Origin of the sequence: Cecembia rubra, from assembly GCF_003014575.1 — a bacterium.
GTDB classification, from domain to species: Bacteria; Bacteroidota; Bacteroidia; order Cytophagales; family Cyclobacteriaceae; genus Cecembia_A; species Cecembia_A rubra.
Window position 1 is genome coordinate 230,909 of sequence record NZ_PYGF01000007.1, and the last position, 14,301, is coordinate 245,209.

The following is a 14,301-nucleotide window of genomic DNA, read 5'->3' on the forward strand; positions in this document are numbered from 1 at the left end:
CGATGATACTTAAATAACCAATAAATATATGAGCCAAAACTACCTAATCTCTACAAATAAACGAAATTATCTGAGAAAATGCCCAGGATGTTGATCATGGGAATAATTGGCTATCCTGATTGGAATGTGTAACTTGCCGTAGTTTTAATTAAGACTTTTCCATGATAAAGATCACTTTGGTGGCTGGTGCCCGCCCAAATTTCATGAAAATTGCTCCCATTGTCCACGCAGTTCAGTCCAAACAAAAAGAAGGCTTCCCTATTTCATACAGGCTTGTTCATACAGGACAACATTATGATAAAAAAATGTCCGGGGATTTCTTTGAGCAGCTGAATATCCCTGAACCAGATGCCAATCTTGGAGGAGGCGGTGGCACCCAAGCTGAGCAAACCGCGTCCATTATGGTAGCATTTGAAAAAGAATTGATGGCCAACAGGCCTGATTTGGTGATAGTGGTCGGTGATGTGACCTCCACTTTGGCATGTTCGATTGCAGCAAAAAAACTGGTGATTGATGTAGCCCATGTAGAAGGAGGCATCCGATCAGGGGATTTAAGCATGCCTGAAGAGATCAACAGAATGGTAACAGACAGCATTACGGATCACTTCTTTACAACTTCTGAGATAGCCAATAATAACCTGAGAAAACTAGGGTTTTCTGAAAATCAAATCCATTTTGTAGGAAATACTATGATTGATACCCTCATGGCCAATATGGAAAAATTAAAAAGGCCTGAAGGGGAAGTCTTTGATGGATTAATTCCTGGCCAATACTTTGTAATGACCATGCACAGACCTGCCAATGTAGATCAGGAAGAAAAATTAAAGGAAATGATCAATGCCATTATGGAAGGCACCCAAGGTCTTCCGGTCATTTTCCCGGTTCATCCAAGGACTGCCAAAAATCTCCAGAATTTGGGTATAAATGACCCTAAATTGTACATGACAGAACCGCTGCCCTACCTGGAGTTTAATTATTTGGTTAAACATGCCAAGGGGGTAATTACCGATTCGGGAGGGATAACCGAAGAAGCTTCTGTCATGGATGTACCCTGCATTACCCTTAGGAATAATACTGAAAGAGCGGAAACAATTGAATTGGGCACAAATGAATTGGTAGGTACCAATCCCCAAAATCTTCAACCCTATTTGGAAAAGCTGATGCGTGATGAATGGAAAAAGTACAAAGGTATTCCTTATTGGGATGGAAAGACGGCTGAAAGAATTGTGGATAAAATCATTGAAATTTATAGCTAATGCACAAGAGGATAAAAGAATTGGTGGAGCAACTTCAGTTGAAACCCCATCCAGAGGGGGGTTATTATGCTGAAACTTACAGGTCTGAATGGGAAGTTTCTACAGATCATGGAGGCAGGAGCCTGATGACCTGTATCTATTTTTTGTTGACCTCCGATAACTCCTCCAAATTCCATCAGATCAAAAGTGATGAAATGTGGTTTTTCCATGAGGGAAGCCCCCTTACCGTTCATGTGCTTTCTGACAATGGCTATGAAAAACTATTGGTCGGGCCATCCGATAAGGAGGGTCACCTGCCCTATCAATTGGTAAAATCGGGAGTCATTTTTGGTTCCACAGTGGATAAGGAGGAAAGCTACAGTTTGGTTTCCTGTGTGGTAGCCCCTGGGTTTGATTTCGAAGATTTCAAATTGTTTACGGCTGAGGATCTTTTGGAGAAATGGCCGGAAGAGGCGGACATTATCTATAAATTGACTTAATTGGATTACATCCGCAGCCAGAACCCTATGTCCAGAGCACAGATTTTACTGATTGAAGATGACGAGAGGTTATCCACAGTCCTTAAAAAAGGTCTGGAGGAGAAGGGATATGCAGTGACCCAAGCTTTTGATGGGGAGATGGGGCTCCGATTGTATGAAAAGGGAGGTTTTGAACTGGTCATTACAGATCTGATATTGCCCAAAGTCAATGGCCTGGATGTCTCCAAATCCATCAGGCAGAAAGATACCCATATTCCTATCATCATGTTGACGGCTTTAGGAGCTACAGACGATAAGGTAGAGGGTTTTGATGCAGGGGCCGACGATTACCTGGTAAAGCCTTTTGACTTTAGGGAATTGCATGCCCGTATCAAAACCTTGCTGAAAAGATCTGGTAGGGTTGCAGCCAAAGATGAAAAATCCACCTATGTTTATGCTGATCTGGAAATAGACAGCCAATTGAAAATGGCCAGCCGTGCAGGAATCAGCCTGAACCTGACGCCCAAAGAGTACAGTCTTTTGGAGTACATGGTAAAAAACCCGGAGAGGGTTCTTTCCAGGGAGGAGATTGCCAGGGAGGTCTGGGGGGTTAATTTCGATACCGGTACGAACTTCATTGATGTCTACATCAACTATATCCGAAAAAAGGTGGATAAACCTTTTGAGGATAAGTTGATACACACAAGGCCAGGGATGGGCTTTTTATTACAGAAAACATGAGGATACAACAGCAGATATCGCTCATGTTTACAGCGCTGGCAGCGGGAATTCTTCTGGTATTTATGGGCATTGTCTATTTTTCGGCTTACACCAATAGAATCAATGAATTCTATAACATATTGGAGAAAGAGGCCATTACAAAGGCGAATCTTTTATTGGAAACCCAGTTGGATGCTGGTACCCTTCAGACCATTTACCGAAACAACAGAGAAATTCTCTATGAAGTGGAGGTGGCCATTTATGACGCAGGTCAGAAGCTTATCTATCACGATGCGGTGGATATTGATTTTGTGAAAGAAACCCCTGAAATGCTTCTGGAGATTGGGAGAAAAAAGAAAATAAATTTCATCCAGGACAAATGGCAGGTCATTGGTTTTGTATATCAGCAGGCAGAGCAGCAGTATTTCATTACTGCTGCAGCCTATGATTTTTATGGTTTTAGTAAGTTGGAAAACTTGAGAGACACCATGTTGGTGAGTTTTTTCTTCGGCCTTGCTATCATTTTCCTGATAGGGAAGTATTTTTCAAGAAAAACATTAGCCCCTATAGCAGGGATTATCAAGGAAGCCCAAAATATATCTGCCTCTAACCTTGATCTTAGGATCCAGGAATACAATTCAAAGGATGAACTAGGACAATTGGCTCAAACTTTTAACCAAATGCTGGAAAGACTGGAAAAGTCTTTTGATTCCCAAAAGCAATTTGTGTCCTATGTGGCCCATGAATTGAGAACCCCACTTTCGGCTATTATTGCCGATCTAGAATTAAGTCTGGATAAGGAAAGGACTGCACAAGAGTATCAGGCAACCATAAAGGACGTCTTATCGGACAGCCAAAAAGTGGCAAGATTGGCCAGTACCTTATTGGACTTTGCCAAAGCGAGTTATGACAGGACGGAAATTACTTTTAAACCTGTAAGAGTAGATGAGATTCTTTTGGAAGCGAGCCATCAATTGCAGGCAAAAAACCCCGGATATAAAATCCAACTCGACTTTGTAGGTGATTTGGAGGAAGAGGACATTACGGTGAAGGGCAATAATTATCTTCTTGGAATAGCTTTCTCCAATCTGATGGAAAATGCCTGTAAGTTTTCAGAGGATAAATGCTGTGATGTTTCCATTTCTTCATTCCTTTCCGGTGTCATGATCAAATTCAAGGACAGAGGCATTGGAATTTCTGAAGAGGATCAGGAAGAAATTTTCAATCCTTTTTTCAGGGGAAAAAACAAAGACTATTCTAATGGAACCGGAATCGGACTTACCTTAGTACAGAAGATTATCCATCAGCATGATGGAGAGATAAGATTAGATTCTAAAACAGGACAGGGCTCAATTTTTTCCATTATTCTGCCCAAGGCGGAACAGCCAATCTAATGGTTTTCTAATTTTTTTCTAAGAACATTCTAAAATCAGGAGGCTCTCTGGTCCTCTACCTTTGTACCCATAAAGAAAATGCTTATGGATTATTGTCCCTATGGTTATTTATCCACAATCTGATTTTTACCATGACCTTTCCAGGCGATGGTAAAATCATCACCAACTATTAAGAAAGGAGTTGTCATGAAAAAATTACTGGTTCTTTTTATAACTGTTATTATCCATAGTTTCCTTTTGGCTCAGACAGATGGCTTAAAAAATGCTGATAGACTGGCCATTTTGGACACAATTTCCCTGCCCTTCGAAATTTCAGAAGAAAAAAGACTCTCCAAAGAAGACATCCTTACAAAGAAAGAAGGTTTTTTTGTCACCGGTCTTCCCAGGTTCGAGTTTGACCCTATCCGAGGATTTGGTGTGGGTGGAAATGTGTTCTTTTTTCAAAATAAGACCAAAGAAGATCCTTTCTTCTATTATACCCCTTACCGCTACAGTGTCAATACGGAGTTTTTTGTCTTCCAAAACGGCAGGGTGAAAGCAGCCATCAACTTAGACGTGCCCTATGTCTTCAATTCCAAATGGAGATTCAGGGCAGATGCGGTTTTCTGGGAGGATCCCAATGCACAATACTGGGGTATTGGAAGGCAATTCTTAGATAGGTTGAGTTTCGCAGACAAGTCAGAAGAACAGGATGGCCCGGTCCGTCAGTTCAACAGGGTGAATGCATACGAGGACAATCTTAAAATAGCCGTTCCAGGTAATGGCGGAAGATTGCAGACAGACACCCATTTCAACCAGTTTATCCAGAGGGAAAAGCTGTTCAATTTCTTGGGAGAACGTGTGGAGATGGGAGGAAAACTGAGACTGATGTTCGGTTATGAAATGTTATTTACTGCCTTTGAGGACTACACAGGAAGAATAGCAGAGACGGCATTTCTGCCCAACGGAACAGAGGTAGAGGCTGTCCAAAGGGAAACACTGGTCAACCGTCAAAAAAATGATGGTACCTGGGACCGTTTCAATTTGGCGGGCTTTGAAGACAGGTTCCAGTTTACCAGCATGCTTGCCGGTGCCATCATCTATGACACCAGAGACCTGGAACCTGATCCTTCAAAAGGAGTCTTCCTACAATATTCCCATGAATATTCAGCTCCTTGGCTGGGGTCCCAGTTCAATTTCAACAAATTTATGCTGCAGGGCCAGTTTATCCACACCTTTCACCGATGGAAAAATGACCGCAACAGACTGACTTTTGCAGGACTGGCAGCTTTTGGGCATATCTTCGGTTCCAGGATTAACTTTATTGAAATGTGGGATCTGTCTTCTCAGGCCGAGGCTGGTGGTATCCTGGTGCTGGGAGGAGGGAGATCTGTACGTGGATTCAGGGAGGCCAGGTTTCTGGCGCCCACCGTCGGATTGGTCAATTTGGAAATGCGTGCTAGGCTCCATGATTTCAATGCCTTCAACCAGCACTTTGCCCTTGGTCTTACGCCCTTCTATGATTTTGGTACCGTATGGGAAGGTTTAAGAGATGTGCAACTGAACAATTTCAGAGGTGCACCAGGAATCGGAGGTAGGATTGCCTGGAACCAGTCCACCATTTTGAGACTGGATTATGCCCAGAGTAGGGAAGGTGGACAGTTCTTCTTCGGATTTGGGCATATTTTCTAAAAACATAACAAGGTTTTTTTCATGGGAAGTCCAAATATGGGTACCTTAGTACATGCTATTTATCCTCCATGGACTCCCAACCTGATTTAGATTATATCAAAGCACAAATCATGCACTTGGAAAGTAGCATGAATGAATTTGTTGACTCCAAAGCAAGTCTCTTGAAAGCCTTGCACGAGGAACAGGTTGTTTCCGCAAGAAACCTTTTATCCTACCTTGCCCTTCGCAATCAGGACATCAGGGAATTGCAGGACCTGCTGCATATCTATGGGCTTTCTTCTTTGGCAAGTTCAGAAGGACATGTCCTGAGACAGGTTCAGGCCATAAGGGAGAGGTTGGGTCATATTTACCAAAAGGAAGAACTGGATCATTGTACTTTTGCCTTCAGCAAACTGAAAATGGGAGAGAAAAGCCGTCTGCTTTTTGGACAAAAGGCCGAAGCCAATATGCCCTATCTGATGGTCACTTTTGATGCCGAATTTGCAGATGATTATGCCAAGGTGAAAAGTCTCCTCCAAAACGGGATGAATGTGGCCAGAATCAATTGTGCCCATGATGATGAGGATACATGGTCCAGAATGATCAATCAGGTACGAATTGCTTCTGAGCAGACGGGGATTCCCTGCAAGATTTATATGGACCTCGCAGGGCCAAAAATCAGGACCCAGATTCTTGGCAAAGGCAGGGATAAGGGTAAAGTGAAAATCAGGGAAGGGCAGCTCATTTGGATGATTGAAGATGATTTGGATGTGGATAAATCCGAGACGGTCATCAGTCCCAATGAGTCAGGAATTATCCAACAGTTAAGAAAGGGTGACCGGGTTTTTATAGACGATGGGGCAATCCGATGCATTGTGGAAAAAGTTAAGAAGGAAAAAATTGGGTTAAGAATAGTAAGGATTTCTTCCAAAAAGGATTTGCTGAAAGAAGGGAAGGGGATCAATTTTCCTGATTCTTTTTTACAGGTTCCATCTCTGACAGATTTTGACAGAGCGTGCCTTCCGTTTATCTGTGAAAATGCCGATTTGGTGGGATATTCATTTGTCAAAACAGCAGGGGATATTGCAGTCCTACGGCAGGCACTTCAGGAAAAATCCGAAAGTTATCCACAGTTGATAATTAAAATAGAGACATTGGAGGCTGTGGAAAACCTCCCTTCCCTATTGCTTGAGGGCATGAAGGAACAGGCATTCGGTGTGATGATTGCAAGGGGAGATCTGGCTGTGGAAATCGGTTTTGAGCGATTGGGAGAAATACAGGAGGAAATCTTGTGGATATGTGAATCGGGGCATGTGCCTGTAGTATGGGCTACCCAGGTTTTGGAGACTTTGCATAAATCCGGGATGGCTACCCGATCGGAGATCACAGATGCAGGACATGCGGCTATGGCAGAATGTGTCATGATCAATAAGGGTGATTATACCATAGAGGTCATGGAAACCCTTCGTGATGTTATCCATAGGACCTCCACGCATAGGGTCAAAAAGCGTTTTACCCTGAGGCCATTGAAAATTGCCCAAAAGTTTCTTTTAGGTTGAAATATTCACAATTTGCAATATTAGTACTTTCATGAATTTTTTGGAAAATCAACCCTTGTCATAAGGGATGAGCTGAAGGAGCTGTCTTGCTGCTTCTATCATTTCCTCTTCTCTTTTCTCTTTATTGATTTCTATCCAAGGTGTCAATTCGGTATGGGTGTGGGCAATCATTTTCTCCTTGTAGGATTTATAATCTGCCCATAGTTCTTTGGATTGTTCGTCAAATGGGGTCATTTTCCATTTGGTCAATGGACTTGATTTGACATCTTCTAATCTTTTGGTCTGTTCCTTCATGCTGATATTCAGGTAAAATTTGATCAACTGAATCCCTGACTCATGAAGCATTCTTTCAAAATCATTGACCTGACCCATAAATTGATCATATTCTTCCTGGGTGCATAGACCATGCACAGGCTCAATGATGGCCCTGTTGTACCAGCTTCTGTCCCAAAATACCATTTCTCCCCCTTGGGGAAGTTTTTCCACAAATTTTTTAAAATACCACTCCCCATTGTTGCTGCTTTCCTGATGGGGAAGATTCACTTCAACCCTGTAATGTCTTGGGTTGTTATGAGAAAGGATTTTTCGGATGACCCCACTCTTTTCAGAGGAATCGCCCCCATGGAAGAGCACCATTACTTTTTTTTGGTTTGCAATTATCCACAATTGCATTTTGACCAATTCAGCCTGGATTTCCCTCAAGGCCAATTCGTACTTTGCCCCCGACAGGGCTTTTTCCAGGTTGATTTTTTTATGGGCAAGCAAGTGCTTGAGGCCTATATTCGAGTTTAAAATTTTCAGATCTTCTTTGGAGAGTTCCATGGCTACAGGTCAAGGTTTTTGTTCTTTCTAAAATAACGGTAGACCACATTTGGGTCGGTGTGTAGATTGGCCCCTGAACTCCCCTTTCCTTCATAATCAAATTGAGAAAGGACGTGCCGGAGACTTTCCAGCCTGGCAGTTTCTTTATCATTCGTTTCTACGATAATCCAAGGGCAAAAAGCAGTGTGGGTATTAGTAAACATTTTTTCCTTGTACTTGGTATTATCTTCCCACATTTCCTGGGCCTTCATGTCTACAGGGCTGAATTTCCACTCTTTAAGAGGATTATTTTTTCTGGCATCAAAACGCTTCCTCTGTTCTTCTTTGGTGATGTCAAACCAAAACTTGATGATTTGTATTCCGTCCTCGTACAGCATATGCTCAAAATTGGGAACCTGAGCCATAAATGTATTATACTGATGAGTGGTACAAAATCCCATCACAGGTTCCACCACAGCTCTATTGTACCAGCTCCTATCAAAAAATCTGATTTCTCCTCTATTTGGAAGAACCTCAATATACCTTTGAAAATACCACTGCCCGCGTTCTACTTCAGTGGGCTTGTTAAGTGCTACCACTGCGGAAGTATGGGGGTTTAGGTGCTCTACAAAGCGCTTTATGGATCCTCCCTTTCCCGCTGCATCTCTTCCTTCAAAAAGAATGGCCACCCTTAATTGATTTTTTTCAATATGCTTTTGAAGGTAAGCCAATTCGATTTGAAGCAGCTTCAATTCATCTTCATATTCAGCTCTTTTGATGGATTTTTTGATTTTTATTTTTTTCTTTTTGGCCAGAGCCACCAGTTCCTTTCTGGTCTGTACTTGTAAGAGGTCTTCTTTGGTAAACATGGGCTTTTAATAAAGCGAAAAACAAAATTCAATTCCTTTTTAAGTTAAGGATTTAGCCAATATGAAGTGTAGTAAATAGAAAAATTTTAAGCAAAACCCCGTTTTATAATTTTATTTTGATGTTTTGAAATTCTTTTGGGTATAAAACTTGTTTAAGTTATTATTGAATTAACTTTGTATTGTATTTGACATCAAAATGAATGATCAATCCAGATTTCTGATGAATAGGCAGATTGTCCAAATGTTCATTTTGGTACTTTTTTTCTCCTATAATTATTTATCTGCTCCAAACAATGAGCTCTTTACTCAGGTCTTTTTTGGATCTGATACCAAGATCGATATACCACATCATGATTTTTTAAAGGATTTTGCACCATCCAACGCCCTGATTACAGAGGAGGTTAAAGAAACTGAGGAAAAATCAGATTTTCCAAGCAGCCCTGGATTCCAAAAAAGCGCAGCAAATCCTTTATCAAATGGCTTATGCCTTCCTATTTCAGTTCCATCTTTTGAAGTTTTCTTTCAAAAAGTCCCGGGTTTTATTTTGTACCATAACCTGAAAATACCCCTTTCTATTTAATATTTCCCCTATATCTCCTCTAGTCCTCTCCGGAGAACAAGAATAGATATGGGCTGATTTCCTGAAAGATTGAGCCTTCAGGATAAAATTCATAATGGGCTTCCATTAATGTCCCAACTAGAATTTTGGATTTATTAAATGAAACATACAATGATTAGCATATATAACATCTCTCTTAAAAAATACCTTGAGAATATAAAAGAGAAAAGCCTGTTATTGATACTCGAAGATCAAAATGGGTTTAGTCTACCAATCAAAAACCGAAACCTTGTCCTAACACGTGAAAAAATTGCCATTGACTTGGTTCTTTGCAATGAGTTCTTAAACAGAATTGCCCTGGGTATTGAAATATTTAAGTACGACTCTTTGGTGATTTATCCAGCGTTTTTTTATTCAAGGGCGTTCCCTTTACCTGATAAAAATTCTTCTAAAGTCAGGGAAGAAATGGTTGAAATAGGAAAAGAGTTGATATTCCAGGTAAGGAAATACCTTGAGTCCTATAGTCCCCAATTTATATTTAATCTTCCTGAAGTAATGGCCGTATTTGAAGATCCATCAGGAAAGTTAACGGAATTGAAGAAGCTTACTGTTGATTTTAGTCTAAACTGAACACTTCTAAGCGGTAAGCATCATGAGGAGTAATTCCACTGATGACAGTATTCATGTTGTTTTGCATGAACTGTCACATTATTTGCCTGCACAGTCTCCTTTGAAGGATTTTGTGCACCACAATACGCTACATGCTTTTCAACACATGCCGTTTCATGAGGCATTGCAACAGGCATCCGAAAATTTCGGTTACAAAGTTTACTGGAACCTCCAAACCTTCAGAGGTCTTTACCACCAGAAAAAAATCAACTCTGACATCCTGGAGAGGGTCATTGATGAACATAAGGGAACAGAGCAACGCGCTTATTGGAAAAGCTTGCTTTTGGATCTTCCCATAGAGGATTATCCAGAACCAAAGATCGGGCATATCCGAAAGCTTTGGAGAAAAGCATACAACCTTAACTTGGACAAGGAAGTGCACCAAACACTTTTCCGTCTGATCTCTGCCTACTTGGACCAAGGGATAGCTATCTGGAAATTTCCTTTAGAGGGCAAAGGCATACTGAGCAGCCTTAGGACCTTGGAAAAAAACAGTTTCAGCACCCTGATCAAAAGCGAAAGGGCAAGAGAACTTCTGATGGATAAATCCACCTTTTTGGAAGACCTGCTCCAATTATTGGTAGGAGACCCCAAATGGTACGGGCAATACCTCTTTGACCAGCAATTTGCCCATCCGGGTTGGTCGGGCATGGTCGCTGTCCTCGAGCATCAGGAAGTTTCGCTGCTCGACAAGAGAAAGGTCTCCCTTCATGACCTGGTCTTTGTGGAATGTATCCTGGAGATCGATGCCTTGGACCGCAGAAGGGATGGCAACTGGTCTGCATTGGCGCCCCATATTCCAGCTGATCTTCCACGACTCTTGGAGCAAAGCAGCTATTCGCAATGGTTTGACATCCATCGTCTCTGGCAGGAAGCCATGGAATGGACCTATTACGATCAGGTGGTCAGGGGGCTTCAACTCAGCCATGCAGAGGACTTTAGCAAAAGAAGGCCCTCTTTCCAGGCCATGTTTTGTATTGATGACCGTTCCTGTTCCATCCGCCGCTATGTAGAGCGTTTTGCGCCGGATGCACAGACCTTTGGTACTGCAGGCTTTTTCAACCTCCCCTTCTATTTCCAACCTGAGCATGGGAAGTTTATGACCAAAGTATGTCCCGCTCCTGTTACGCCCAAGCATGTGATCAAAGAGACGGAATCCAAAATCAGACATGAAAAAGATGCCCATTTCAGCAAGCACAGCAAAGGCGTATTTAGGGCTTGGGCCATCTCCCAGACCATGGGCTTTTGGTCTGCACTGAAAATGGCCAAGAGCATTTTCTACCCCTCCGAAACCCCTGCCATGGTGTCTTCCTTCAAGCACATGGATCCCAAGGGAAAATTGAGCATTGTCTGTCACCATCCGGAGCATACGCATCATGGTCTTCAGGTTGGCTTTACCCTGACCGAGATGGCCGATGCGATGGAGGGTTTGCTGAAAAGTATCGGGCTTGTCAAAGACTTTGCTCCTTTGGTCTATGTCCTGGGTCATGGGGCAAGCTCGGTGAATAATACCCACTACGCGGGCTATGACTGCGGAGCCTGCAGTGGACGTTCGGGTTCAGTCAATGCCCGTGTGGCAGCATCCATAGCCAACAATCCTGAAGTCCGCCAATTGCTGTCCGGGCGAGGGCTGCCCATTCCGGCAGACACCCATTTCGTGGGAGGCCTCCACGATACTACCCGGGATGAGATGGAGTTTTACGACCTGGACCAACTGGATGAGTCCCATCGCCTGCTGCATGAAAGGAATGTGCAGACCTTTGAAATTGCCCTGGCTTACAATGCCAAAGAGAGATCCAGAAGGTTCCACACCATTGATTCCTGCCAAGAGCCGCAGAAGGTCCATGAGCAGATCAAAAAAAGGGCACTGTCCCTTTTCGTGACGCGTCCCGAATGGAACCATGCCACCAATGCGCTTTGCGTCGTGGGCAAAAGGGAAAACAACAGACACCTTTTCTTGGACAAGAGGGCTTTTCTCAATTCCTATGATTACAGCATAGATCCTGACGGCAGATACCTCTTTGGCATCCTAAAAGCAGTAGCGCCTGTCTGTGGAGGGATCAATTTGGAGTACTATTTCTCCAAAGTGGACAATGACCGCCTGGGTGCGGGAAGTAAATTGCCCCATAATGTCATGGGCCTGATCGGGGTAGCCAATGGAATGGACGGAGACCTGCGTACCGGACTGCCCTTGCAGATGGTGAATATCCATGACCCTTTGCGCATCCTGATTACAGTGGAACATTATCCAGAGGTGGTCCTGCAGACCATACAGTCCCATGCACCAACTTACGAATGGTTTGCAAATGATTGGGTGAAACTGGTCTGTATCCATCCCGAAAATAAGGAGGCTTATGTTTTTAAGCAGGGATCTTTTATGCCTTATGTGCCACTGACAAGGCATATCGAGTACGTGCATAACCTGGAGGCCATCTTGGAGGCCAGTTCAGAAAATCTACCCGTTTACATCATTGCTTAAGCCATGGGAAATCAATTGATCATCAGTGCTTTCGTCCTTTTGCCTTTCCTGGCTTTTGCAATTTCCCTGCTGCTTCCCGAAAAAAAGGAGACAGGTTTTTCCAACCTGGCCTTTGGGACAGCCACTGTGCAATTGCTGGCCATCACAGGCTTTATTGGGTATTGGATATGGGAAGGGATGAACCCCCTCAACATCCCCGAACTGGAAATCTACAACAATAGACATTACCGGTTTCTGCTGGATTTCTATTTCGACAAAACAACAGCCGTTTTTCTCTGGGTGGGAGCCTTTGTGACCTTCCTGATCACCCGCTACAGCAGGTTTTACATGCATATGGAGGAGGGCTATAAGCGATTCTTCAATACCTTGCTGTTCTTCTTTCTGGCCTATAACCTGACAGTATTGGCAGGTAATTTCGAAACCCTTTTTCTGGGCTGGGAGATGTTGGGGATTTCCTCTTTCCTCCTTATCGCCTTTTACAGGGAAAGGTATCTTCCTGTGAGAAATGCTGTGAAGGTATTTACCGTGTACCGTATTGGGGATATCGGGATTATCCTTGCCATGTGGGCGAGCCATCATCTCTGGCATGAAAACATTACATTCATCAAGCTGTTGGATGAGCAACTGGTATCTGAACAATTGGCAAGCCATAGCGGAATAGGGCTGTTCATTGCCATCAGTCTACTGATTGCAGCAGCTGCCAAATCCGCCCAGTTGCCCTTCTCCTCCTGGCTACCCCGTGCCATGGAAGGGCCTACTCCTTCCTCGGCCATCTTCTACGGTTCCCTATCGGTGCATTTCGGGGTATTTCTCTTGCTGAGGACCTATCCCTTTTGGGAGCATCAGCTGGCGGCCAGGATCTTGATAGGTTTGACAGGTATGTTGACCGTGTTGATCGCTTATCCTATCGCCCGGGTACAGTCCACGATCAAGACGCAGATAGCCTACGCTTCCATCGCACAGATAGGCATCATGTTCATCGAAGTGGCCTTGGGCCTGGAGACCTTGGCCCTGATACATTTTGCAGGCAATGCCTTCTTGAGGACATACCAGCTTTTGGTTTCCCCATCGGTGGTGGCCTACATGATCCGGGACCAGTTTTACCACTTCAAACCCCAGCAGGTGACGGTGGAGGATACCCTGCCCAAGCGATTGGAATATAGCCTGTACCTGCTTTCCCTGAAAGAATGGAACACGGATTATTTCCTCAACAGGTATGTCTTCCATCCTATCAAAAAGCTGGGCAGAAAGCTGGATTTCCTTACCCCAAAAAACCTTTTGCTTTACTTCCTTCCTGTGTATGCTTTGGGGCTTTACCTGTATTTTCAGCAGGAACTGATTCCTGAAGGACTAAAGGAATGGCTGCCCGAGATATTTGGTTTGATGGGCCTGCTCATGGTATTCAAGGCATTTTCTGAAAGGATTTACCCAAGATTGGCGCTGATGCTGGTCATGGCCAACCATTTCTGGATTGCTTTGGCAGTATCTTTCAATGAGACCTTTGATTACAGCGAAACGCTCATCTACTTGAGTGGGGTGTCGGTCGCAGGGATTATCGGATATGCGGTTTTGGAGCGTTTGAGAAGGAGGGAACCTGCTTTTTTCGACCTGAACAAATACTATGGACATGTCTATGAGCATCCCAGGTTGGCCATGATATTCCTCTTGGCAGCATTAGGGGTGATGGGATTTCCTATTTCTCCCACCTTTATTGGGGTGGATCTCCTCTTCAGCCATATCCATGAGGACCAATACTTGCTTGCAGCATTTAATGCCATCAGTTTCATTTTCAGGGGCATTGCCCTTATCAGAATCTATGCGAGGCTTTTCTTGGGCCCCCATATAAAAAATTATCATCCTACTGCTATACAATCTTCTTAATCATAA

At 43.4% G+C, this 14,301-nt stretch carries 12 protein-coding genes; 10 read left to right on the top strand and 2 right to left on the bottom strand.

What is annotated here, in order from left to right; all coding sequences use genetic code 11:
• Nucleotides 1-161 precede the first annotated feature (161 nt).
• The 6 genes from wecB (at nt 162) to CLV48_RS13770 (ending at nt 7,037) form a co-directional block, all read left to right on the top strand.
• On the top strand, nt 162-1,256 hold the full coding sequence (gene wecB / locus CLV48_RS13745; RefSeq protein WP_106567864.1) for a non-hydrolyzing UDP-N-acetylglucosamine 2-epimerase: 1,095 nt from the start codon (nt 162-164) through the stop codon (nt 1,254-1,256).
• A complete protein-coding gene (locus CLV48_RS13750; protein WP_106567865.1) occupies nt 1,256-1,735 on the top strand; it encodes a cupin domain-containing protein in 480 nt (159 codons plus the stop codon). Before wecB ends, CLV48_RS13750 begins: the two co-directional genes overlap by 1 nt.
• Before the next feature lie 27 nt (nt 1,736-1,762).
• Nucleotides 1,763-2,455: a response regulator transcription factor gene (locus tag CLV48_RS13755; RefSeq protein WP_106567866.1), complete on the top strand. Its 693-nt coding sequence runs from the start codon at nt 1,763-1,765 to the stop codon at nt 2,453-2,455.
• A complete protein-coding gene (locus tag CLV48_RS13760) occupies nt 2,452-3,828 on the top strand; it encodes a HAMP domain-containing sensor histidine kinase (RefSeq protein WP_106567867.1) in 1,377 nt (458 codons plus the stop codon). The genes CLV48_RS13755 and CLV48_RS13760 overlap by 4 nt, the downstream gene beginning before the upstream one ends.
• Before the next feature lie 186 nt (nt 3,829-4,014).
• Nucleotides 4,015-5,499: an Omp85 family outer membrane protein gene (gene omp85, locus CLV48_RS13765; RefSeq protein ID WP_106567906.1), complete on the top strand. Its 1,485-nt coding sequence runs from the start codon at nt 4,015-4,017 to the stop codon at nt 5,497-5,499.
• Between the two features lie 110 nt (nt 5,500-5,609).
• On the top strand, nt 5,610-7,037 hold the full coding sequence (locus tag CLV48_RS13770; RefSeq protein WP_245889561.1) for a pyruvate kinase: 1,428 nt from the start codon (nt 5,610-5,612) through the stop codon (nt 7,035-7,037).
• 48 nt (nt 7,038-7,085) lie between these two features.
• Here CLV48_RS13770 and CLV48_RS13775 read toward each other — a convergent pair whose 3' ends face one another.
• Both CLV48_RS13775 and ppk2 read right to left on the bottom strand, forming a co-directional pair.
• On the bottom strand, nt 7,086-7,859 hold the full coding sequence (locus CLV48_RS13775; RefSeq protein ID WP_106567869.1) for a polyphosphate kinase 2 family protein: 774 nt from the start codon (nt 7,857-7,859) through the stop codon (nt 7,086-7,088).
• 2 nt (nt 7,860-7,861) lie between these two features.
• A complete protein-coding gene (gene ppk2, locus CLV48_RS13780; protein WP_106567870.1) occupies nt 7,862-8,707 on the bottom strand; it encodes a polyphosphate kinase 2 in 846 nt (281 codons plus the stop codon).
• Nucleotides 8,708-8,927: 220 nt separating this feature from the next.
• Here ppk2 and CLV48_RS13785 point away from each other — a divergent pair, with 220 nt between their 5' ends.
• From CLV48_RS13785 to CLV48_RS13800, 4 genes are all read left to right on the top strand, one after another.
• The gene (locus tag CLV48_RS13785; RefSeq protein ID WP_146140104.1) at nt 8,928-9,287 is read left to right on the top strand and encodes a hypothetical protein; all 360 of its coding nucleotides are present in this window, start codon (nt 8,928-8,930) and stop codon (nt 9,285-9,287) included.
• Between the two features lie 150 nt (nt 9,288-9,437).
• Nucleotides 9,438-9,896 carry a hypothetical protein gene (locus tag CLV48_RS13790; RefSeq protein WP_106567872.1) on the top strand — a complete coding sequence of 153 codons (459 nt, stop codon included), beginning with the start codon at nt 9,438-9,440 and terminating at the stop codon, nt 9,894-9,896.
• A gap of 22 nt (nt 9,897-9,918) precedes the next feature.
• Nucleotides 9,919-12,414, top strand: a complete 2,496-nt coding sequence (locus CLV48_RS13795) for a YbcC family protein (RefSeq protein ID WP_106567873.1) — start codon at nt 9,919-9,921, stop codon at nt 12,412-12,414.
• A 3-nt stretch (nt 12,415-12,417) separates the two neighbouring features.
• Entirely contained in the window at nt 12,418-14,295 is a 1,878-nt protein-coding gene (locus tag CLV48_RS13800; RefSeq protein ID WP_106567874.1) for a proton-conducting transporter transmembrane domain-containing protein, read from the top strand.
• Nucleotides 14,296-14,301: the final 6 nt, after the last annotated feature.